A 22,403-nucleotide genomic window follows, 5' to 3' on the forward strand; every position below is an offset into this window, starting at 1 on the left:
GATGACGAAGTGTTAGCGCTGCCCGATGCCCCGGGTACTTGAGCAAAAGTGGGAAACGCCAAGAAGAATACGGAAGCCAGCGTCAAAAATAGCCGGAATGGATGGAACATTGAATTTGCCCTCGAACGCGGAATTTTGTTTGTTTCCCATATCATACGCTAATGCGTCGAAAATCCTAGAGAATTTGGGAGGGCTGATCGCGTTATTGGGTGTCGTAAGCAAAAAAAAGGCCGAGCACTAAGCTCGGCCGTAGTCCAACAGGGAGGTATGAAGATGATGAGCGTTTCAGCATCACCGCCTTCGAGAGCTCATTTAGGGGGCGTTTTGTGTACGTTCAAGGATTATCAGGCTGCAATCGTAGCAACTCCGTTATGTTCGGTGTGCATAGCTAGAGTTTTCCCATCTGCCTCAGGTGCTTACGATGCGCTATGATCTCGTCCTGAACGAAATCCCGAAAAGCCGCGACCCGCTTGGAGTGCCGTAATTCTTCGGGATAAGCGAGATACACTGGTACATCTGCGCTTTCGATATCCGACAGCACCGGAACCAGATCCGGGAAATCCTCAGTCACATAGTCGGGCAGGACGCCGATACCCAGATTGTGCAGAACTCCCTGAAGGACGCCAAAGTAGTTGTTCACTGTCAGCAGCGAACCGGGGTTATAGGTCATCAGATGTTTGACCATCGTCGCACTCGCCCCGACCTGTGGTGCCGAGGGGTTCTGGCAAATCAGGCGATGTGCGGTCATTTCTTCCAGCGTTTTTGGCGGACCGTCGTGCTCGTCCAGATAGCTGCGGGTTGCGTACAGCAGCATCTGCACGGTCATAAGGCGCTTTCGCACCAGATCAGCCTGGCTTGGCTCTTTCATCCTGATGGCGACGTCAGCCTCGCGCATGGGCAGGTCCAGAACGCGCTCTTCCAGCATCAGATCGATGTTCAGCTCGGGGTACTTCTCGTAGAGTTTCGGAAGTCGGGGGGCCAGCCACAAGGTACCGAACCCGAATGTCGTGGTTACGCGCAGAACGCCAAAAACCTCTTCTTCACTGTCACGGATCCGGGCGGCGGCCGAGTCGAGCCGTTTCGACATTGCCGATGTTGCATCGAACAACAGCTCACCCTGTTCGGTCAGGATCAGACCGCGTGCGTGACGATGAAACAGGGTGGCATTCAGTGATTCTTCTAGGGCGCGAATTTGTCGGCTGACCGCAGATTGGGATAGATTTAGCTTGTCTCCAGCATGAGTCAGGCTGCCCGCGTCGGCTACCGCGTGAAATATTCTGAGCTTGTCCCAATCCATCTTCGAAACTTTCGATATCCTTTTGCAGCCCTATATGAAACACGTAACAATTTCTACATTCAAAAGGCGAAATCGTTACGGAATATAGGGAATTTACTATACAGGTCAGAAATTATGACCTAATATGAGGGAAGTTGGAGCACACTAATCAGGCGAGGGGAGACGTCAGATGAGTCAGCCGAAAATAACTCTGAATGACCGGTTTGACCTGTCAAAAAGTCCCGTTTTGTTAAACGGAACGCAGGCGCTTGTGCGTCTCATGATGATGCAGAAGGTCAGGGACCAGTCGCTGGGGCTGAATACAGCAGGTCTTGTTACGGGATATCGAGGTTCGCCCTTGGGGGCGGTCGATCTGCAAATGACCCGGGCGCAGAAACAGCTCGTCGAAAATGACATAACCTTTCAATACGGATTGAACGAAGATCTGGCGGCAACTGCCTTGTGGGGCAGTCAGCAGGCCGGGTTGCGTGGCGACGGCAAGTTCGATGGCGTCTTTGGCCTCTGGTACGGAAAGGGGCCGGGGGTTGACCGGTCCGGTGACGTGATGCGGCACGCGAATATGGCCGGAACGTCTGCGCATGGCGGCGTTTTGATGGCGATGGGCGATGACCATACCGGGGAAAGCTCGACCGTATTGCATCAGTCCGAATGGTCGCTGGTCGATATGTATATGCCAGTGGTCAGTCCGGCGGGTGTGCAGGAAATCCTAGACTATGGCATCTACGGCTTCGCACTCAGCCGGTTTGCCGGCGTTTGGGTTGGCCTCAAAACAATGAAGGATACCATTGAGGTCACGTCGGTGGTAGACGGTCGCCCGGACCGCATGCAGCTTGTGATGCCGGAATTTGATATGCCCGACGGTGGATTGAATATCCGGCTGGGCGATACACCGCATCTGCAGGAATCGCGGATCATCGATTACAAGCGTTTCGCGGCAGAGACATTTTCGCATGCCAATAAACTGGACAAGCGGGTCTGGGGCAAACCGGGCGCCAAGATTGGTTTTGTGGCCGCTGGCAAGAACTGGCTGGACCTGACGCACGCCATGTCCCTGTTGAATGTCAACGAGCATGAAGCCGAACGTTTAGGCATAACCACGTACAAGATCGGTCAGACCTTCCCGTTGGACATGAAGGGGTTCCACGACTGGGCCGAAGGGCTGGATCTGATCGTCATTGTCGAGGAAAAGCGCAAGCTAATTGAGGTACAAGTCAAGGAGGCCATCTTTGACGACCGTCGCGGCCGGAGGGTTTACGGGTGGTACAAGGGCGGCGCAGGAACCATGCACCGAGAGGAGCTGTTCCCGACACGGGGTGCCCTGGACCCGGTGATGATTGCCGAGAAACTTGGGCAAATCCTGATCGAAGAAGGCCACGATACAGATGGAATCCGGGCCGGTTTGGCGAAACTTTCCGATGCGCGCCGGGCTGATAACGCTCAGGAAATCGCGACGCGTCTGCCCTATTTCTGTTCTGGGTGTCCGCACAACAGTTCGACAAGGCTTCCAGATGGAAGCCGAGCTTATGCGGGGATCGGCTGCCACTACATGGTGCAGTGGATGGATCGGGAAACGACAGGCTTCACCCAAATGGGCGGTGAAGGTGCGAACTGGATCGGCGAGGCACCGTTCTCCACGACCAACCACGTTTTCCAGAACCTTGGGGACGGTACCTACAATCACTCGGGCGTTCAGGCAATTCGGGCCGCATTGGCGGCTGGGACAAATATCACCTTCAAAATCCTGTTTAACGACGCGGTTGCCATGACCGGGGGGCAGGAAAATGAAGGGGATTTGAGTTCGGAACGGATCGTCAACGAACTGACGGCCATGGGCGTTAAACACATAGCGGTCGTTTACGACGAGAAAGAGGATGTGAATTTCAAGGCATTGCCTGCCGGTGTTGAAACCTCTGAACGGTCGGAACTGATGAACGTGCAAAAGCGGTTCCGGGATATCGAAGGTGTTTCTGCCATTGTCTACATTCAGACCTGCGCCGCCGAGAAGCGCCGCCGCCGCAAGCGTGGAACGTTTCCCGATCCGGACAAGCGGGTTTTTATCAATTCGGACATTTGTGAGGGCTGCGGCGACTGTGGTGTTCAGTCAAACTGTGTTTCGATCGTTCCCAAGGAAACCGAACTGGGGCGCAAGCGGGCCATTGATCAGTCAAGCTGCAACAAGGATTTCTCGTGTCTGAACGGGTTCTGCCCGTCCTTCATCACACTCGAAGGCGCAAAAATCCGCAAAGAGGCGACGACGCACATTGAACTGCCGGACCTGCCCATGCCGGAACTGCCGCAAATCAATGGCACGCACAACGTGGTAATCACCGGTGTCGGTGGAACCGGGGTTGTGACCATCGGCGCCGTGCTGGCGCAAGCCGCCCAGATCGATGGCAAGGGCGCGGGCATGATGGAAATGGCTGGCCTTGCCCAGAAAGGCGGCGCGGTGCACATCCACTGCCGTCTTGCCAATTCCCCTGATGATATCAGCGCCATTCGGGTGGCGACGGGAGAAGCGCACGCGCTGATCGGTGGTGATCTGGTTGTGTCGGCGGGATCCAAAACTCTGGGTCTGACGAAAACTGGGGTGACCGGCGCCGTTGTGAACAATCATGAGATCATAACCGGTGATTTTACCCGTGATACCGAGTTCAACATCCCGAGCGATCAGCTGGAGCTGGCACTCGAGGCGCGGTTGAAAGATGGGGTCGCTCTATTCGACGCAACCGAATTGGCGCGTGCTGTAATGGGCGATTCGATCTATTCGAACATGATGGTCTTTGGAGCAGCGTGGCAGCGCGGGCTGCTTCCGGTCAGTCATGACGCGATATCGCAGGCGATTGAGCTGAACGGAACGGCAATCGAACGCAACAAGCGGGCTTTCGAAGTCGGACGCTGGGCCGTACTGCATCCTGACGAGGTAGGCAAAATCCTGAAGCCGGGCGTTGTCGAACTTCCAAAATCACTTGATGAGAAAATCGAATTCCGTGCCGATCATCTGATCGCGTATCAGGGCGAGCGATTGGCCAGACGGTATCGAAAGCTGCTTGAGGGTATCGACGACGCTGCTGTGAAAGAGGCGGTTGCCAAGGGATACCACAAACTGCTGTCTTATAAGGACGAATACGAGGTCGCGCGATTGCTGATGAGCAGCCGCGAAAAGGCCGCGGCCGAGTTTGACGGTGATCTGAAGATGACCCTGCACCTCGCGCCGCCGTTTCTGGGAGGCAAAGGCGCGGATGGCCGCCCCAAGAAACGGGAATACAAAGAGTGGATGCTTGGTCCGCTTAAACTGTTGTCGCGGATGCGGTGGGTGCGAGGCACACCGCTGGATGTCTTTGGCTATAGTGCCGAGCGCAAATTGGAGCGGGCTTTGATCCGTCAATACGAGAAGGACATGAAGGACGTCCTTCCGAAATTGTCAGCCGACACGCGCGATGCGATTGTGGCGTTGGGCCAACTACCGCTTGAAATTCGGGGATTTGGTCCGGTGAAAATGGCGAATGAAGCCAAAGCGGCGAAAAGACGGGAAGAGTTGCTTGCAACCATCCGCCAGGGAGGGCCAGAGCTGAAGGCTGCAGCCGAGTAAATCGTCACACGCCTGTCACGAAGTCTGGGCAAAATCGCTGTCTGCGCATATTTTGCCGACAAACCATCGGAGTTGCCCATGCCTTCGCGCCGACATGTCGCTCGTGACATTTCATACGCCTTTTCCGCCGAAACCAAGGGTGGGCAGGCGATGATCAAGCTGATGGAAAATACAACTGGTCGGTTGAGGCTGATCAAGCGTGCGGATGGGTATGAAAAAGAAGTCGCCAGCGGGCGTGATTTCTGGGCGGTCATGGTCGAGCGCTATGGCCTGTCGCTAGATGTGGTCGGCGGTGCGCTGTCGAATATCCCCAAAGACGGTCCATTGATCCTGATCGCCAATCATCCGTACGGCATTCTGGATGGTCTGATGATGGGGCACATCCTGTCGGAGACGCGCGGTGACTTTCGTATCCTGGCCAATCAGGTGTTTCGCAAAGCCGAAGACCTAAACAGAATCATTCTGCCGATTTCGTTCGACGATACGAAAGAGGCGATGAAGCTGAATTTGCAGACCCGCAAGACCTCTTTGGATTATTTGGGGCAGGGTGGAGCAATCGGTATTTTTCCTGGAGGTACCGTCAGTACCGCCGCAACGCCGTTTTCTCATCCGATGGATCCGGGTTGGCGCGGGTTTACAGCGCGGATGGTTGCCAAATCAAATGCAACAGTTGTTCCCCTTTTCTTTGATGGACATACCTCGCGCCTGTTCCAGATCGCCAGCCATTTGCATTACACGCTGCGCATGGGACTGCTGATCAAAGAGTTCAAGAAAAGGGTCGATGCACCGGTCAGAGTGGTTGTGGGTGACCCCATTGGGCGCGATGTTCTGGACCCTTTGGCTACTGACACGCGCAAGATGATGGATTTTCTGCGCAAAGCCACGTATGAGCTGTCCCCGAAGCCGCTGAAGTCTTATGACTATGGCTATGAATTTGAGGAACGGCATCGCGCCTGAAGGGGCTAATGGCAGTAGGCATCTTTGATTCCGGATTGGGCGGGCTGACCGTCCTTTGCGCCGCGCAGGAACATCTGTCCGGCGTGGATTTCCTGTATTATGCAGACAGCGCACACGCGCCTTACGGCGTTCGTGACGCCGAGGATATTTATTCTCTGACCCGCAACGCTGTGCATGCACTGTGGGACCGGGGGTGCAATCTGGTGATCCTCGCCTGCAATACTGCAAGTGCTGCAGCGCTTCGTCGGATGCAGGAAGAAGGTGTGCCGGACGGAAAGCGCGTGCTGGGCGTATTCGTTCCGCTTATCGAGGCCCTGACCGAGCGGCAGTGGGGCGACAACTCGCCCCCGCGCGAGGTTGAGGTAAAGCATGTTGCGCTTTTTGCGACCCCTGCAACCGTGGCAAGCCGCGCATTTCAGCGCGAACTGGCGTTCCGTGCGATTGGCGTTGATGTTGAGGCACAAAGTTGCGGTGGCGTTGTAGACGCCATCGAAGATGGCGACATGATTCTGGCTGAGGCGCTGGTGCGCTCTCATGTGGATGCGCTGAAACGCAAAATGCCGCATCCGCAAGCTGCCATACTTGGGTGCACGCATTACCCGCTGATGGCCGAAACGTTTCAGGCCGCACTTGGACCGGACGTGAAGGTTTTCAGTCAGGGTGATCTGGTAGCCGCAAGTCTTGCGGACTACCTGCGGCGACATCCGAACATGTTGGGCGAAGGCACAGGCGGCTTTCTGACCACAGGCAAACCAGGCTTTGTTAGTGACCGGGCGACGCAGTTCCTCCGACGACCTATCACCTTTGAAGCCGCCTGACTTCGGTCAAGGACCGCGCTTAACCCATCCCGTATTCCCAAGGCCGTCGCATCGGCGGTCGTGACATGTGACACATCAAGACAAGAGGTCTGACATGACCCATAAAATCGCAATCCTTGGCGCTTCCGGTTATACCGGCGCAGAGTTGGTGCGGCTGATCGCCGAGCACCCCAACATGGACATCGTTGCACTGGCGGCCGAGCGTAAGGCCGGGCAAAGCATGGCTCAGGTCTTTCCGCATCTGCGGCACCTCGACCTGCCGGATTTGTGCAAGATATCCGAGATTGATTTCTCACAGATCGACCTGTGCTTTTGCGCGCTGCCGCACAAGACAAGTCAGGAAGTTATTCGTGAGTTGCCCAAAAACCTGAAAATCGTGGACCTGTCCGCAGATTTTCGCCTGAGTGACCCGGCTGAATATGAAAAGTGGTACGGCAATCCTCATGTTGCGCTGATGCAGCAGCAAGAGGCGGTTTATGGCCTGACTGAATTTTATCGCGAGGAAATCCGGCAGGCACGTGTTGTGGCTGGCACAGGATGCAACGCGGCAACTGGTCAGTATGTCCTGCGTCCGCTGATTGGGGCTGGTGTGATTGATCTGGATGATATCATTCTGGACCTGAAATGCGCCGTTTCCGGGGCTGGCCGGTCGTTGAAGGAAAACCTTCTGCACGCAGAGCTAAGCGAAGGTTACAACGCTTATGCGGTTGGCGGTACTCACCGGCATCTGGGTGAGTTCGATCAGGAATTCTCGAAGCTTGCGGGGCGCACCGTCCATGTGCAGTTCACGCCCCATCTGGTTCCCGCGAACCGGGGAATTCTTGCGACGACCTACGTAAAGGGTGACCCGCAGAGTGTTTATGAGGCCTTGTGTAACGCCTATGAAAACGAACCCTTTATACAGATGTTGCCATTTGGCGAGGCTCCGTCGACGCACCACGTGCGGGGATCGAACTTTTGCCATATCGGCGTGGCTGCAGATCGGATCGAACGCCGTGCGATCGTAATCGGCGCCTTGGATAACCTGACAAAAGGTAGCAGCGGGCAAGCCTTGCAGAACGCGAACCTGATGTTAGGTGAAAACGAAACCACGGGCCTGATGATGGCCCCATTGTTCCCGTGAGGACGAGATGAAATCGCTCAAGAAACGTCGCCGTATTCAGGTAATCGTGCTGGCAGCTTTGGCTCTTGCGATTGCGACGGGACTGATTGGGTATGCGATGCGCGACGGCATTAACTTTTTCCGCTCACCCAGTCAGATCATAGCTGAGCCGCCGGAACCGACTGAAGTGTTCCGCATCGGTGGACTTGTCGAAGAGGGGACTTTGGTTCGCGGTCAAGGAGAGGTCGTGAGGTTTTCAGTGACGGATGGCGGTGAAACTGTACCGGTGGTTTTCACCGGAGTTTTGCCGGATCTGTTCGCCGAAAATCAGGGAATGATCGGCACCGGAAAGTATGTGAACGGTGTGTTCGAAGCTACTGAAATTCTTGCGAAACACGACGAAACATATATGCCGAAAGAAGTCATGGATGCCCTTAAAGAACAAGGTGTGTACCAAGAGGCCGGCGAAAGCTGATCCGCCCCATATTCCTGTCGAAATTCGAGCTCCGATAACCAAGAGCGTTGCGTGGAAGAACCACGCAGCGCTCGTTTTGTATCGCCAATCTTAAACTCTTTTCGGGACCGTCCCTGTATTTACCGGAGGTGGTTAGATGCAGACTGTACGGCAGATTGCCGAGGATATCGTGGCTCGCGAAGGGGGCTTCGTTAACGACCCAGACGATCCCGGCGGCGCCACGAAATACGGGGTTACAATCCACACCCTTCGCAGGCTTGGGCTGGACCTGACCGGCGATGGGCGGATTGGATTGGCGGATGTTCACGCCCTCAGCCGCGATGATGCGGTAGAAATCTTCTTGAGTCATTACTATCAGCAACCCTGCTTGGAGCGTATGCCCGAAACGCTGCAACCGTCGCTGTTTGATATGTATGTTAATGCCGGGGCGCAGGCCGTTAAAATTCTGCAACGGTTACTGCGGGACATGGGGTTTGATGTTGCCGTGGATGGTGTAATTGGCCCTCAGACCCAAGCCGCGGCACAAAACGCGGCCCAGCCCGACCCGGTCCTTTTGAGGGACGCCTACGGCATAGCGCGACGGAACTATTATTTTCGACTTGCTGACGGCAGACCTGCATCGAGAAAATACGCGCGCAACAGGTCAGGGGGCAAAGGCGGGTGGATACGCCGGGCGGAAGAGTTCCTTTCGCCAAAATACCACATGAGCGACGCAGAGTTTCAGCGCAGGGTGGCGGCATGGGCCTGATATCGGGTTTCTTGAGCTTGTTGTTCGGTAACGGGCGAAACGTAGTGCGCGAGACAGCCGAAGTTTTTCGCGAGAACGCAGAGGCAGGGGCCGAAAGGGCGGTTTCTGTGCACGGGCAGGCGATGGCTCAGTTCGCGGCCGAGTTTCAGGTGCCGCGAAAGGGCGGTTTTGATCGCTTTATGGATGGGATCAACCGTATTCCGCGTCCGGCGCTGGCCTTGGGGGCCATCGGGCTTTTTGTGTCTGCGATGGTCGATCCGCTGTGGTTTGCTGCGCGGATGCAGGGGATTGCGCTGGTGCCAGAACCGCTTTGGTGGCTGTTCGGAGTGGTTGTTTCGTTCTATTTCGGTGCGCGTCATCAGTCCAAAGCGCAGGATTTGCACCGTGAAATCGCGGCGACGATGATACGAGCGCCTGAAATTGCAGCGAATACCCGAGCGTTGCAAAGGCTGCGGCATGACAACCCTGGAAATGCTGAAACCAATGGCGATGCGGAACTTGCGATGAAGTCGATTGAACCTGATGACAATCCGGCTCTGACTGCATGGCTGAAGCAGAAAAACAGCTAAACCGCGACACTATGTGCGCCTGAAACCGGCGAAAGTGATTGGCGCCTGTCTGAGCGTGGGATTATACCCACACCATGATTACAGAGCTTGGTCACTTCGCCCTCATCCTCGCGTTCTTCGTCGCGATTGTTCAGACCGTTGTCCCACTGGTTGGCGCCGGTAAACGCTGGTCCGGATGGATGGCATTTGCCGAGCCCGCTGCCACAGCGCAGTTCCTGCTGACAGCCTTTGCATTCGGTGCGCTGGTCTGGGCGTTTGTCACGTCGGATTTCTCGTTGCGCGTGGTGGTCGAGAACAGCCACTCTGCCAAGCCGATGCTGTACAAGATCAGCGGTACATGGGGGAACCACGAGGGCTCTATGCTGTTGTGGGTCCTGATCGTCACACTGTTCGGCGCATTGGCAGCATGGTTTGGGGGTGGGCTTCCGCCTACGCTGAAGGCGCGCGTATTGGCCGTTCAGGCGGCGATTGGCGTCGCGTTTTTTGCGTTCATTCTGTTTACGTCAAACCCGTTTGTCCGATTGGCTGTACCGCCCTTTGACGGGCAGGACCTGAACCCACTATTGCAGGACCCCGGCCTCGCATTCCATCCGCCGTTTCTGTACCTTGGATACGTGGGCCTGAGTATGGCGTTCAGCTTTGCCGTCGCCGCGCTGATCGAGGGGCGTGTGGACGCCGCATGGGGGCGGTGGGTTCGCCCATGGACGCTGACGGCCTGGATGTTCCTGACCATCGGTATCGCACTGGGGTCATGGTGGGCCTATTACGAGCTTGGTTGGGGCGGGTACTGGTTCTGGGACCCTGTTGAAAACGCCTCTTTCATGCCGTGGTTGTTGGCTGCCGCGCTGTTGCATTCGGCCATTGTGGTCGAAAAGCGCGAGGCGTTGAAAAGCTGGACGATCCTGCTGGCGATCATTGCATTTGGTTTCTCGCTGATTGGCACGTTCATCGTGCGCTCGGGCTTGCTGACCTCGGTTCATGCCTTTGCCAATGATCCCGAAAGGGGTGTCTTTATCCTGTTCATCCTGATCATTTTCATCGGTGGCGCGTTGACCCTTTTCGCCGCGCGGGCTCAGGCGATGCAGGCCAAGGGTGTATTTGGCATGATCAGCCGTGAAAGCGCCCTGGTGGTAAACAACATTCTGTTGGCCGTAAGCTGCTTTGTGGTGTTCTTCGGAACACTTTGGCCGATTGTGGCCGAGATGCTGTTTGATCGGAAACTGTCAGTCGGGGCGCCGTTCTTCGACGCTGCATTCACGCCATTCATGGTCGTTCTGGGACTGGTTCTGCCTCTGGGTTCGATGCTGCCGTGGAAGCGGGGCAAGCTGGGGCGTGTCGCCTGGTCTCTGCGTTACGCGTTTGGACTGGCGTTGGCGCTGGCGCTGCTGGTTTGGGCGATGCAAAGCGGGCGCAGTGCGTTGGGACCGGTCGGGCTGTTCCTTGGCGCATGGATCACCTTCGGTGCAGCCGTTGATTTATGGAGCCGCACTGGTCGCAAGGGGAATCTGGCGCGCCTGATGCGCCTTCCACGTGCCGATTGGGGTAAGGCCGTTGCACACACCGGTTTGGGGGTCACGATCTTTGCCATTGCGGGTCTGACGTCGTGGGAGGTCGAGGATATTCGCGTCACGAACCTTGGCGCACCCTTCGAGGTCGGTGGTTTTACTCTGACACTTCAGGACGTTCAGCGTGTTCAGGGGCCAAACTACAATTCGACGATGGCGTCAGTTTTGGTGGAAAAGAATGGCCGTTTCGTAACTACATTGCACCCCGAAAAAAGAGAATATCCGGTGGCGCGTATGCCGACGACCGAGGCCGCTATCGACTATCGCTTCTTGCGTGACGTCTATGTCGTGATTGGCGACCGCCAGAACGACGGAAGCTGGATCATGCGGACCTATATCAAACCGCTGGCCAACTGGCTTTGGGGGGGCTGCATTCTGATGGCTCTTGGTGGCTTGCTCAGCCTGTCGGATCGGCGCTTTCGTGTCGCAGCCGGTGCGCGCAAGACCCCGGTTAAGGGAGTGCCTGCGGAATGAAACGGTTTATCCTGATCCTGTTGCTTGCGGCATCACCGCTGTTCGCGGTCGAGCCCGACGAAGTTCTGGATGATCCGGCACTTGAGGCGCGCGCGCGTGATCTTAGTACTGGGTTGCGGTGTCTGGTGTGCCGCAATGAAAGCATTGACGAAAGCAACGCCGATCTGGCCCGCGACCTGCGTATCCTGCTGCGTGAACGGCTAGTGGCAGGTGATACTGATGAAGAAGCCGTGGCATTCATCGTTGACCGGTATGGCGAATATGTACTTCTCAAGCCGACCAATACAGGCGCCAACATGCTGTTGTGGCTTTCTGGGCCGATCATGATGTTGATTGCGGCCGGGCTTGGTTGGAATTTCCTCAGAGGGCGGTCGCGGTCGTCCTCAAACCCCGAAAGCGCCGGGTTGAGTGACGAGGAAAAGGAGCGGCTGCGTCAAATTCTGGACGAGTGACGCGCGGTTCCGCTTTCCCTTCACGTTAGCTTACGTCAGTTTGCAGGCAGCCAAAACGCACGCGAGGGTCTTTCATGGAATACGAATCCGTTCTTCTCGATATTACTGACGATCTTGCGGTTCTGACTTTGAACCGGCCGGACAAGATGAACGCGCTGACAGCCCAGATGCGGGCCGAGATCACCCATGCGATGAAACATGCGGCGCGCCATGCCCGCGCAATCGTACTGACAGGGGCAGGAGGGGCGTTTTGTTCCGGGCAGGATCTGGGCGACGCGTCGAGTACGGGTAACATCGACCTCGAACGCTCCCTGCGGGACGAATACGAACCCATGCTTGAGGCGGTGTACGACTGCCCCGTTCCAACTGTTGCTGCGGTGAATGGCCCTGCCGCAGGAGCGGGGGCGAATTTGGCGTTGTGCGCCGATGTCGTCATTGCAACTGAAAGTGCGTATTTCTTACAGGCTTTCGCCCGGATCGGCCTGATGCCGGATGCAGGCGGTACATGGTTCATGCCGCGCCAGATGGGCCTTGCCAAGGCCATGGGAGCTGCACTTTTCGCAGACAAGATCAGCGCCCGTCAGGCCGATGACTGGGGGTTGATCTGGGAAGCAGTAGCGGATGACCAGTTCGATGCTCATTGGCGCAAGCGGGCTGATTATCTCGCAAAAGGCCCCACAGCAGGTTTCGGTGCAATCAAAAAGGCGATCCGCGGCACGTATGACAAGAACCTGTCCGAGCAGTTGACGATCGAGGCGCATCTGCAGGGCGATTGCGGGCGCACGCGTGATTTCACCGAAGGTGTCGTCGCCTTTCTTGAAAAGCGTCCCGCGAGGTTTGAAGGACGCTAAGACATTGACAAAGCTCTGGCGCAGGGGCGTGATACTCGGGCGATGACAGTCCCGACACCAAGCCCCTGTGCCGCAGTTCTGGAACATCTCACCGGTCGAAACCGGGGCCATTACTCGTGGATCACAACAGACGCCATGGACATCTGGCTGGATCCGGATGGTGGCCTGCGCGTTCTGTTACCGGGTGCAAGACTGCCAGAGGGACGGCACGTTGCGCGTATGTTGCGTGATGGTGAGGTTTTTTCGGTCGAGGCCGTTGATGGTGCGGAAATCTGGGTCAATCGAAATCCGGTGTTGCAAACGCCGCTTTCTCAGGGCGACACGATCGAATTCGGGGACATCGGTCCATTATCCAGGTTCAGGGTTTACGACGACGATAGTTGTCCCAAGCCTACCTTTGGAGAAGTCCTAGACGACGCCGTATCCTACCTGCGCAGCAGTCGAAAACCGTTTGCAAGCCGGATTGTTCATTCAGTATCCGGGGTATTTTCACGCATAGTTGGAGACAGGACGCTGTTGTTTCGTACCGGCGTTCTGATCTCGCTGCTTTTGTTGGCGATGGCGGTCTTTGCCCAGTTTCAGGCAGACCGAAACCTGAAGGCCCAAATCCAAAGTGGTCAGTTTCAGGTGGAAGCTGTCGCCGCCGCACTGTCCGAAACACAGCGACAGGTTATCCGGCCCGGTGATCTGGCGGCTTTGCAGGAAGAGTTGCGTGCGCGGGTATCGGTGCATGCCGAACGGTTGCAGTCGCTGGAGGCGCGATCGGGGGCAGCCACGCGAGTTGTTGGTCAGGCGACCGAAGCAATCGCGTTTATTCAGGGCGGGTACGGATTGATGCACGTAGAATCGAAACGCATGTTGCGGCAGGTTCTCGACCCAAGCGGGGTGCCAATGCGGTTACCCAATGGCAAACCAATGCTGTCACTGGACGGGAACGGACCTGTTGCCGAAGTGCAGTTTAACGGAACAGGGTTTGTTCTGCGCGAAACCGGCCTGATCGTCACCAACAGGCACGTCGCCGTTCCGTGGGAGGGGGAGCCGGGGGTCAGCGTGGGTGGTGAATCGATGGAGCCTCGGATGATCCGCTTTGTGGCCTATTTTCCGGATCAGACCGGCCCCATCGATCTTTCCCGGGTTGCGGTCAGTGATTCAGCGGATCTGGCGCTGATCAGGCCTGTGCAGGACATGAAGTTGCCTGACGGTTTACTTTTGGCCGATCAGGTTCCCGAGCCGGGACAGGAAGTGCTTGTGATGGGGTATCCCACAGGTCTTATGTCGCTATTGGCGCAATCGGGTGAGGCCTTCGTGGAACAGCTTCGGGAGAAAGGTGAAACAGGGTTCTGGCAGGTTGCTGCGCGCCTGTCAGAGGCCGGATTGATGTCGCCGCTTTCCAGCAGGGGGATTGTTGGGCAGGCCACCGACGCCGCCATTGTCTACGATGCAGAAACCACGCATGGCGGCAGCGGCGGTCCGGTTCTGAACCTGTCAGGAGAGGTCGTGGCGGTGAATGCCGCCATCATTCCCGAGTTTGGCGGATCGAATCTGGGTGTGCCGACTGCTCAGGTCAGGGCATTACTTGCTGAATTCGAACCGTCACAATAAAACAAGCCGTCCTTTGGGCGGCTCGTAACTTTTGGCGAAGTTCAGCTTTTAGGCTCTGCGGCGACGACGACTGCGACGCTCGGTGGCTTCTGCGTCGTCGCCAGTTCCGTCTGATGCCGACGAGAAAGGTCCCAACGCGCTGGTAATCTGATCAAGCGTCGGGCGGTTTCCGCGTGTTTCCGTATCCAGAGCTTCACGCATTTTGCGCAGGTGCTCAGGCTTTGTACCGCAGCAGCCGCCGATGATAGTCGCACCCGAATCCCGCGCCATCGCAGCATAGTGGCCCATGAGCTCCGGGGTTCCGTCATAGTGAATATGTCCGTCGACATATTTTGGAATACCGGCGTTTCCCTTGGAAATAATCGGGCGCTCGGTGCCTTGGGCCGCAAACCCCAATACCGTGCGCAAAATGTCCGATGCGCCAGTTCCGCAATTTGCCCCAAATGCAATCGGCGGGTTGGGCAGCGTTTCAACCAACTGCGCCAGATCTGAGGACGTAACGCCCATCATGGTGCGCCCGGCTGTGTCAAAGCTCATGGTGCCGCACCAGGGCATATCCACCAAGGCAAATGCTTCGGCCGCAGCGCGGAATTCCTCGGGTGCACTGATGGTTTCCAACCACAGAACGTCAACACCTCCCTCTTTCAGACCCTCGGCCTGTTCGTGGAACATTTCGACGGCCTCGGCATGAGACAGGCTGCCAACGGGCTCCATGATCTCTCCGGTCGGGCCAACTGATCCTGCGACGATCACAGTTCGACCCGCTTTGTCTGCAACTTCCCGGCCAATTTCTGCGCCTGCGCGATTCAACTCACGAACGCGACCTTGCGCATCGTGCAATTTCAGACGTGCCGCCGATCCTCCGAAGGTATTGGTCAGAAACAGATCGCTGCCCGCATCGACAGAGCCTTTGTACAGCGCCGTGATCTTTTCGGGCGCATCGCAATTCCATAATTCAGGTGCGTCGCCGGATTGAAGGCCCATGTCGAACAAATTCGTCCCGGTCGCACCGTCCGCAAGGATGGCATCAGCGGTGTCGAGCAGTTTGGAAAGTGCGTTTGTCATTGTTGTGATCCAAAAAAGTGGTGTTTCCTGCACACCAAAAAAGAGACGCCCCATGTTTCATGAACGGGGCGTCAAATCAAATTCATAAAGCTCATGAAGATCATGAGTTTTTGGTCAAGTTACTCAGATTCGCTGAGAACCTGTTCTTTTGCTTCAACCAACAATTCGGCCATCTTTTGACGAACGGTCTGCTCATCGGTCAGATTGCCCAAATAGCCAAGTACGGCATTGACCACATCATCTTCACTGACGTGCTGGAGATCGGTCTGAACCAGTTCTTGCCCATATTTCCGGGCTTTCTCGACAGTTTCACCTTTCAGTGCAGAAGCCCAAACAGCCATGAACCGGTTACGGCGCATGCGGGCAAGAAACTGCATTTTTTCGTCATGGGCGAATTTGTTTTCAAACGCTGTTTCGCGTTCGTCAAATGTGGTCATGGTATTTAGGACCTCTTTGGGTGACATTTTGTTTCCTGATGATATGACCATACGCGCCACGGTGCGCAAGGTATTTGCGCTGCGTCAAACCCCCTCGGGCATGTAAACTTGCGGGAAAGGGGGGCTTGGCTTATGAGGGCGCCAACGCGAAGGGACTCAATCCCTCGCTCCAGACTGGAAGGGTCGCTTATGGCGCGTCGCAAGAAGATTTATGAAGGCAAAGCCAAGATTCTGTACGAAGGCCCGGAACCGGGTACTATCGTTCAGTATTTCAAGGACGACGCCACCGCCTTCAACGCGGAAAAAAAAGACGTAATCGAAGGCAAAGGCGTTCTGAACAATCGTCTGAGCGAATTCTTCATGACGGGTCTGGCCCAGATCGGTGTGCCGACGCATTTCATTCGTCGTCTGAACATGCGCGAACAGCTGGTGCGCAGTTGCGAAATCGTCCCGCTGGAGGTGATCGTGCGCAACTATGCAGCCGGGTCGCTGACAAAACGTCTGGGCATTGCCGAAGGCACGCAATTGCCGCGTCCGATTGTTGAATACTGCTACAAGGATGACGCGCTGGGTGATCCTTTGGTGACCGAAGAACATATCGCCGCGTTTGGCTGGGCTGGTCAGCAGGACATGGACGATATTCTGAGTCTGGCGCTGCGCGTGAATGATTTCATGAGCGGCATGATGCTGGCAGTGGGCATCCGTCTGATCGATTTCAAGATCGAGATTGGTCGCGTGTACGATGGTGACTTCCAGCGCCTGATCGTGGCGGATGAGATCAGCCCGGATAGTTGCCGGTTGTGGGATATAGAAACTGGCCAGAAACTGGACAAGGACGTTTTCCGCCGGGATCTGGGAAGCCTGACAGACGCATATTCCGAAGTTGCGCGCCGTTTGGGTGTGCTGCCCAAGTCAGCGGTAACCAAGCCAACGCTGATCAACTGACTTCGTATCCGCCACGGGTTTGTGGCCACAAGAAATGAAACGCGAATCGCCTTTTTGACGGTTCGCGTTTTTTTATTGGCCCGCTCAGTCAGATTGACAGTGCAGTCTGGTTTCGATCTTTTCTGAGAGCAGTTGGAACAAGGGTAATCAAAAAATGGGCGAACTGTTTGATCAGGCGATATTTTTGAAGTTCCTTGCGGCTTTGCTGGCAATCTTCAATCCGCTCTATGGCATTCCGATCTTTCTGGGAATGACCGAAGGCTACTCTCAGACCGAGCGGAGGCGCATTGCCCTGATCGTGACGGCGACGGTGACCGTAGTGGCCTTGGTCGCCGTAATGGTCGGAGAAGAGGTGCTTGCCATATTTGGAATTGATATTCCGTCATTCCGAATTGCGGGCGGGATCATAATCTTTGGCGTTGGTCTGACCATGCTGAACGCCTCGGACAGATCACAGGGAGATCAGGATGCGGCCAAGGACGGACATGCCAGGAAGGGAAGCATCGCCGTGGTGCCATTGGCGATTCCCCTGACGATCGGACCCGGGACGATCGCAACGACGATTGTGTTTGCCCATATGCTTCCCACGGGTGCCGAGGTTGTAACATTGGGTTCTGCGGTACTGATTGCCTGTACTATCGTCGGGCTTGGGTTGATTTTTGCGGATGGTATTTCGCGGTTTCTTGGCCCGACAATGATCAGTGTAATTACCCGTATTATGGCGATAATTCTGGTCGCAGTATCGGTCGAGATGGTACTGACCGGAACATTCCACGCCATTGACGCGCATTATCCGGGGTTGAGTTCCGGGCAGACTGGCGCCGGATCGAACTGAGCGCGACTTACCTGCGGTCATCAGTCCTCATGGCAAAGGGTTGTCCAATTATTTGAAGCAGGGTATCCCCCGCGCAAAGGAAAAGGTTCCGTTGGTTGGCGGGGCACAGGTGGAGTTGCAGGAAATGAAAGCACGGGTACATGTGATGCTCAAGAATGGGGTTCTGGACCCGCAGGGCGAGGCGGTGCGTCACGCGTTGGGTGCCTTGGGCTTTGACAAGGTCGAGGGCGTGCGTCAGGGCAAAGTGATCGATCTTGAACTGACCGAAGGTGCGACCGAGGCGGATGTGACCGAGATGTGCGAAAAGCTGCTCGCCAACACTGTGATCGAACGCTACGAGATCGAGCTGGTCTGACCCTCTCGGGCCGCGGATGCGGCAACCCAATTGATTTGAGACCCAGGAGGTTTTGCCATGCGCGCAGCCGTTGTTGTTTTTCCCGGTTCCAACTGTGACCGTGATCTGGCCGTCGCCTTCGAACAGGCCGGATTTCAGGTGGACATGGTCTGGCACAAGGACGCGTCGCTGCCGGATGGTGTCGATATCGTCGGCGTTCCGGGCGGCTTTTCGTATGGCGACTATCTGCGTTGCGGCGCCATCGCGGCACAGTCACCGATCTGTAAGGCGGTGGTCGAGCACACTGCTCGGGGTGGTTATGCTGTCGGGATTTGCAACGGGTTTCAGATTTTGACGGAAACCGGCATTCTGCCGGGGGCTCTTCTTCGCAATGCGGGACTTAAATATATCTGCCGAACCGTTGGACTGAAGGTAGAAACAAGCGACAGTGCGTTCACCGAAGGTTACAACGCGGGTGACGTGATCAACATTCCGATCGCACACCACGATGGCAACTATTTTGCAGATGACGAAACACTGGCAGCCCTGCGCGATCAGGATCGCATCGCTTTCACCTATGCCGACAACCCAAACGGTTCGTGCGACGACATCGCGGGGGTTCTGTCCGACAACCGACGGGTATTGGGCATGATGCCGCACCCTGAACGGGCGGCGGATGAGGGCCACGGCGGAACGGATGGGGTGGCGCTCTTCCGCGCATTGTCAGGTGTCCTCGCACCGGCGTGACTTGAGTACGCTGGTTCAGGGGCGTAGCTTCTGGCCATGACGTCGGAAACCCAACCTGAACATAGCAAGCTTAGGAACCTGTTTAGCGGCCCGCCATTGGGGTGGCGCTTGCGTTTTGCTGTGGTTGTCCTGTTGTTGTGCGCGGTCGCGACGGTGTGGATCACCAACCGTCTTCTGACAGACAGATTTACCGAATCCACCCGTAATCGCGCCGAGCTTAGATTGGCGCTTTATTCAGGTAACCTGCTGAGCGAACTGCGCCGAAACGCAATTGTTCCGCAGTTGCTGGCGCGAGATCCGACGCTCATATCCGCCCTACAGTCCAGCGATTACTCATTATCGACGCAGCGCCTTATTTCGTTTGTGGAGGAAATTGGTGCGGCGTCATTGATGCTACTGGACCGGGATGGTCGCACGGTAGCGGCCACAGATCGGAACCGATTGGGCGAGGCACACCGAAATTCGGCATACTTTGTCGATGCAATACGATCGAATGCCACACTATTTTCGGTCATTCAGCGCGATTCCGGTGGGTACAGTTTTTCCTATTCCCGGCGAATGGAAGCAGGGTCGGAAATTCTTGGCGTAATCGTTGTCGAAGTTGATCTGCAAAAATTCGAACGAGCCTGGGCCGGGATATCCGACGCGGTCATGGTGACCGACAGTACGGGTACGATTATCCTGTCGACAGAGCCACAATGGCGGGGGCTGGACGAAAACGCCGCAATGCTGAGGCAACCACCCCAGAACGCCATACTGAAGGCAATTCGTGCAACGACCGACTGGACCTCTCTGCCACCCGATGCCTACCTGCAAGGCGAGGCGGTGATGCGGATGGAAACCCGGATACCGTTCCGTGGCTGGCAGATGACGTCGTTCACCACTTACGCCTCGATTCGGGAAAAGGTGAACAGCGTGCTGGCGCTGGAGATCATGGGCTTTGCGATTCTTCTGGCGCTGGCATTTTATGCTTTGAGCCGCAGGGCGACGCTTCGCATGACGTTGTTTCAGCGCGAGTCGGCGGAGCTTCGCGCATTGAACGCAAGGCTACAGCGGGAAATTGCTGAGCGGGAACGTGTTGAAAAGACGCTGGAAGTTGCCGAACAGACGCTGGCGCAAAGTTCAAAATTGGCGGCTTTGGGTGAGATGTCTGCGGCCGTCAGTCATGAGCTGAATCAGCCGCTGGCGGCGATGAAAACCTATCTTGCTGGCGCACGCCTTTTGTTGCGCCGTAACCGGCCGGAAGAAGCGCTGGCAAGCTTTGGCCGTATCGACGGCCTGATTGAGCGAATGGGCGCGATTACACGCCAGCTGAAATCCTATGCGCGAAAAGGGGCGGATGCGTTTTCCCCAGTAAATCTTAGCGAAGCACTGGCTTCATCGCTTTCGATGATGGAGCCACAGTTGCGCCAGCGCCATGTTAAGATCACTCAAATCATTCCCGAGGAACCTGTGTTAGTCTTGGGGGATAGGATGCGGATCGAACAGGTTATGGTGAACCTCTTGCGAAATGCGCTGGATGCCACCAAATCTGTTGCAGAGCCGGATGTTGAAATCATCCTTGCAGCGGGGGACATGGCGGTCCTTACGGTGCGCGACAACGGTTACGGGATCAAGGATATCGAGAACCTGTTCGAACCGTTCTACACGACCAAGCAGCCCGGGGACGGCGTTGGACTGGGGCTTGCCATCTCGTCCGGGATCGTGAACGACCACGGGGGACGGCTGACCGCGCGCAATGGACAACTCGGTGGTGCAGTGTTTGAAATGCAATTGCCGATACTTGGCAAAGACGGCCTCGAGGCCGCTGAATAAACGAGGAATTATTATGGCACAGGCCATGAAAATCGCCATTGTGGACGACGAACAAGACATGCGTCAGTCGATCAGCCAATGGCTGGCACTATCCGGATACGACACTGAAACCTTTGCCAGTGCCGAAGAGGCGCTGAAGGTGTTGGGCGCCGATTATCCCGGGATTGTGATCTCGGACATCAAAATGCCGGGTATGGACGGTATTCAGCTTTTGAAGAAGCTCATGGGCGTAGACAGCACCCTGCCGGTTATCATGATTACCGGTCACGGGGATGTGCCGATGGCAGTAGAAGCGATGCGCGTTGGCGCGTTCGACTTCCTTGAGAAGCCCTTTAATCCGGACCGTATGTCCGAATTGGCAAAACGCGCTAGCAACGCCAGACGTCTGACACTGGATAACCGGGCGCTGCGGCGTGAGTTGTCGGGCGGCACCCAGATCATGAACAAACTGATCGGCGCCAGCCCGGTGATGGAACGCCTGCGCGAGGATATTCTGGATCTGGGACAGGCCGATGGTCATGTGCTGATTGATGGCGAAACCGGCACAGGCAAGACACTTGTGGCCCATGCGTTGCATGCGGTTGGCAGCCGGGCGGGTAAGAAGTTCGTTCTGGTTTCCTGCGCGGCGCTTGAGGAAGAGGCGCTGTCGAAGCGTCTGTTTGGGCCGATGATGCCCGAGGACGCTCAGCTGCCCGCAGTCGAAGAGGCAAGAGGCGGAACGCTGGTTCTGGAGGATGTCGAAGCGTTAAGTGATACGCTTCAGGCCCGTTTGCTAAGCATGATGAATGAGCAGGGCACGCCCGCCGAAACACGGATCGTGGCCATTTCGAATCTGCAGGAGGCAGGCAAGACCAGTGAGGACGTTCTGCGCCCGGACCTGTTCTATCGCCTGGCGGCGTTGCGTATCACGATGCCGCCGCTGCGACAGCGGGGAGAGGATATCCTGACGCTGTTTACCCGCCTGAGCGAGCAATTCGCCGAAGAATATGGATGTGACGCACCGCAGGTCAGCGCTCAGGAGGCCGCGCAGCTGTTGCAGGCACCTTGGCCGGGTAACGTGCGCCAGTTGATCAACATAGCCGAACGGGCCGTGCTGCAATCGCGGCGGGGATCGGGAACGATTGCGTCGTTGCTCATGTCGGATCACGAAGAGATGCAGCCGGTCATGACAACAGAAGGCAAGCCGCTTAAGGAATATGTTGAGGCGTTCGAGCGGATGCTGATCGACAACACCATGCGCCGCCACAAGGGGTCGATTGCATCTGTGATGGACGAATTGTGCCTGCCGAGGCGCACACTGAACGAGAAGATGGCAAAGTACGGGCTGCAGCGCTCAGACTATCTGTAGAAGTGCTACTGTCGCGCCGGGAGGGGGCCAGCCCCCTCTTGTGCCTGCGGCTCAATTCACCCCCGAAGTACTTCTGGCCAGATGATGAGATCCGTCTGATCAGGTCGTTGCCTGTGCATTTGTGTACGGGAATGGGTTCTGATCGGGTGTTTGAAGCAGTGGGACTGCAGTTTGCCCATTGTCTTTTCCACAAGACTGCTTTTATTGTGGCGGGACGGGCCGGGCCGTTTTGGTGCCCCTAAGCCCCGAATCTTTGAGTTTCGCTGCTCTGCCGCGGATGGCGATAGTCCCCACGAGGCAAAGCAGACCGATTGTGCCCCTGATGTGGGCAGTAGAATGCCTTTGTCCGAGTAGTCGGGCGAAAGGAATAATGGGCAG

General features: G+C 56.4%; 20 protein-coding genes. 17 read left to right on the plus strand and 3 right to left on the minus strand.

The window, feature by feature from the left end; genetic code table 11:
* Positions 1-388 precede the first annotated feature (388 nt).
* The gene (locus ACR0D6_RS08500) at positions 389-1,297 is read right to left on the minus strand and encodes a LysR family transcriptional regulator (RefSeq protein ID WP_170652392.1); all 909 of its coding nucleotides are present in this window, start codon (positions 1,295-1,297) and stop codon (positions 389-391) included.
* 169 nt (positions 1,298-1,466) lie between these two features.
* Between ACR0D6_RS08500 and ACR0D6_RS08505 the strand changes: the two genes are divergently transcribed.
* From ACR0D6_RS08505 to ACR0D6_RS08555, 11 genes are all read left to right on the plus strand, one after another.
* On the plus strand, positions 1,467-4,886 hold the full coding sequence (locus ACR0D6_RS08505; protein WP_480765181.1) for an indolepyruvate ferredoxin oxidoreductase family protein: 3,420 nt from the start codon (positions 1,467-1,469) through the stop codon (positions 4,884-4,886).
* A 78-nt stretch (positions 4,887-4,964) separates the two neighbouring features.
* Positions 4,965-5,843, plus strand: coding sequence for a lysophospholipid acyltransferase family protein (locus ACR0D6_RS08510; RefSeq protein ID WP_480765182.1), 879 nt, complete (start codon positions 4,965-4,967; stop codon positions 5,841-5,843).
* Positions 5,844-5,851: 8 nt separating this feature from the next.
* Complete coding sequence (locus tag ACR0D6_RS08515; RefSeq protein WP_480765183.1) at positions 5,852-6,661, plus strand: glutamate racemase; 810 nt, start codon at positions 5,852-5,854, stop codon at positions 6,659-6,661.
* A 94-nt stretch (positions 6,662-6,755) separates the two neighbouring features.
* Positions 6,756-7,784 (plus strand): N-acetyl-gamma-glutamyl-phosphate reductase, encoded by a 1,029-nt coding sequence (gene argC, locus ACR0D6_RS08520; RefSeq protein ID WP_480765184.1) that lies wholly within the window; start codon positions 6,756-6,758, stop codon positions 7,782-7,784.
* Between the two features lie 7 nt (positions 7,785-7,791).
* The gene (ccmE, locus tag ACR0D6_RS08525) at positions 7,792-8,238 is read left to right on the plus strand and encodes a cytochrome c maturation protein CcmE (protein ID WP_170652401.1); all 447 of its coding nucleotides are present in this window, start codon (positions 7,792-7,794) and stop codon (positions 8,236-8,238) included.
* 136 nt (positions 8,239-8,374) lie between these two features.
* Positions 8,375-8,986: a holin-associated N-acetylmuramidase gene (locus ACR0D6_RS08530; protein WP_480765185.1), complete on the plus strand. Its 612-nt coding sequence runs from the start codon at positions 8,375-8,377 to the stop codon at positions 8,984-8,986.
* On the plus strand, positions 8,977-9,555 hold the full coding sequence (locus ACR0D6_RS08535) for a holin family protein (protein ID WP_480765186.1): 579 nt from the start codon (positions 8,977-8,979) through the stop codon (positions 9,553-9,555). The genes ACR0D6_RS08530 and ACR0D6_RS08535 overlap by 10 nt, the downstream gene beginning before the upstream one ends.
* Before the next feature lie 74 nt (positions 9,556-9,629).
* The gene (locus ACR0D6_RS08540) at positions 9,630-11,594 is read left to right on the plus strand and encodes a heme lyase CcmF/NrfE family subunit (protein WP_480765187.1); all 1,965 of its coding nucleotides are present in this window, start codon (positions 9,630-9,632) and stop codon (positions 11,592-11,594) included.
* On the plus strand, positions 11,591-12,046 hold the full coding sequence (locus ACR0D6_RS08545; protein ID WP_170652409.1) for a cytochrome c-type biogenesis protein: 456 nt from the start codon (positions 11,591-11,593) through the stop codon (positions 12,044-12,046). Before ACR0D6_RS08540 ends, ACR0D6_RS08545 begins: the two co-directional genes overlap by 4 nt.
* 74 nt (positions 12,047-12,120) lie before the next feature.
* A complete protein-coding gene (locus ACR0D6_RS08550) occupies positions 12,121-12,897 on the plus strand; it encodes an enoyl-CoA hydratase-related protein (RefSeq protein ID WP_480765188.1) in 777 nt (258 codons plus the stop codon).
* 42 nt (positions 12,898-12,939) lie between these two features.
* Positions 12,940-14,499, plus strand: coding sequence for a S1 family peptidase (locus ACR0D6_RS08555; protein ID WP_480765189.1), 1,560 nt, complete (start codon positions 12,940-12,942; stop codon positions 14,497-14,499).
* A 48-nt stretch (positions 14,500-14,547) separates the two neighbouring features.
* Here the strand turns inward: ACR0D6_RS08555 and bmt are convergent, their stop codons facing one another.
* Together bmt and ACR0D6_RS08565 are read right to left on the minus strand one after the other, a co-directional pair.
* Positions 14,548-15,564: a betaine--homocysteine S-methyltransferase gene (gene bmt / locus ACR0D6_RS08560; protein WP_480765190.1), complete on the minus strand. Its 1,017-nt coding sequence runs from the start codon at positions 15,562-15,564 to the stop codon at positions 14,548-14,550.
* A 119-nt stretch (positions 15,565-15,683) separates the two neighbouring features.
* Positions 15,684-16,052 (minus strand): DUF1476 domain-containing protein, encoded by a 369-nt coding sequence (locus ACR0D6_RS08565; RefSeq protein ID WP_480765252.1) that lies wholly within the window; start codon positions 16,050-16,052, stop codon positions 15,684-15,686.
* Between the two features lie 138 nt (positions 16,053-16,190).
* Here ACR0D6_RS08565 and purC point away from each other — a divergent pair, with 138 nt between their 5' ends.
* The 6 genes from purC to ACR0D6_RS08595 all read left to right on the plus strand — a co-directional run bounded on the left by purC (position 16,191) and on the right by ACR0D6_RS08595 (position 22,025).
* Complete coding sequence (gene purC, locus ACR0D6_RS08570) at positions 16,191-16,946, plus strand: phosphoribosylaminoimidazolesuccinocarboxamide synthase (RefSeq protein WP_170652418.1); 756 nt, start codon at positions 16,191-16,193, stop codon at positions 16,944-16,946.
* Between the two features lie 154 nt (positions 16,947-17,100).
* Positions 17,101-17,781: a MarC family protein gene (locus ACR0D6_RS08575; protein WP_480765191.1), complete on the plus strand. Its 681-nt coding sequence runs from the start codon at positions 17,101-17,103 to the stop codon at positions 17,779-17,781.
* 124 nt (positions 17,782-17,905) lie between these two features.
* Positions 17,906-18,136, plus strand: a complete 231-nt coding sequence (purS, locus tag ACR0D6_RS08580) for a phosphoribosylformylglycinamidine synthase subunit PurS (RefSeq protein ID WP_170652422.1) — start codon at positions 17,906-17,908, stop codon at positions 18,134-18,136.
* A gap of 57 nt (positions 18,137-18,193) precedes the next feature.
* Positions 18,194-18,862 (plus strand): phosphoribosylformylglycinamidine synthase subunit PurQ, encoded by a 669-nt coding sequence (purQ, locus tag ACR0D6_RS08585; protein WP_480449693.1) that lies wholly within the window; start codon positions 18,194-18,196, stop codon positions 18,860-18,862.
* A 36-nt stretch (positions 18,863-18,898) separates the two neighbouring features.
* A complete protein-coding gene (locus ACR0D6_RS08590) occupies positions 18,899-20,677 on the plus strand; it encodes a sensor histidine kinase (RefSeq protein ID WP_480765192.1) in 1,779 nt (592 codons plus the stop codon).
* A 13-nt stretch (positions 20,678-20,690) separates the two neighbouring features.
* On the plus strand, positions 20,691-22,025 hold the full coding sequence (locus ACR0D6_RS08595; protein ID WP_170652427.1) for a sigma-54-dependent transcriptional regulator: 1,335 nt from the start codon (positions 20,691-20,693) through the stop codon (positions 22,023-22,025).
* The last annotated feature ends 378 nt before the right edge of the window (positions 22,026-22,403 follow it).

The organism is Ruegeria sp. BJ6, from assembly GCF_056537885.1.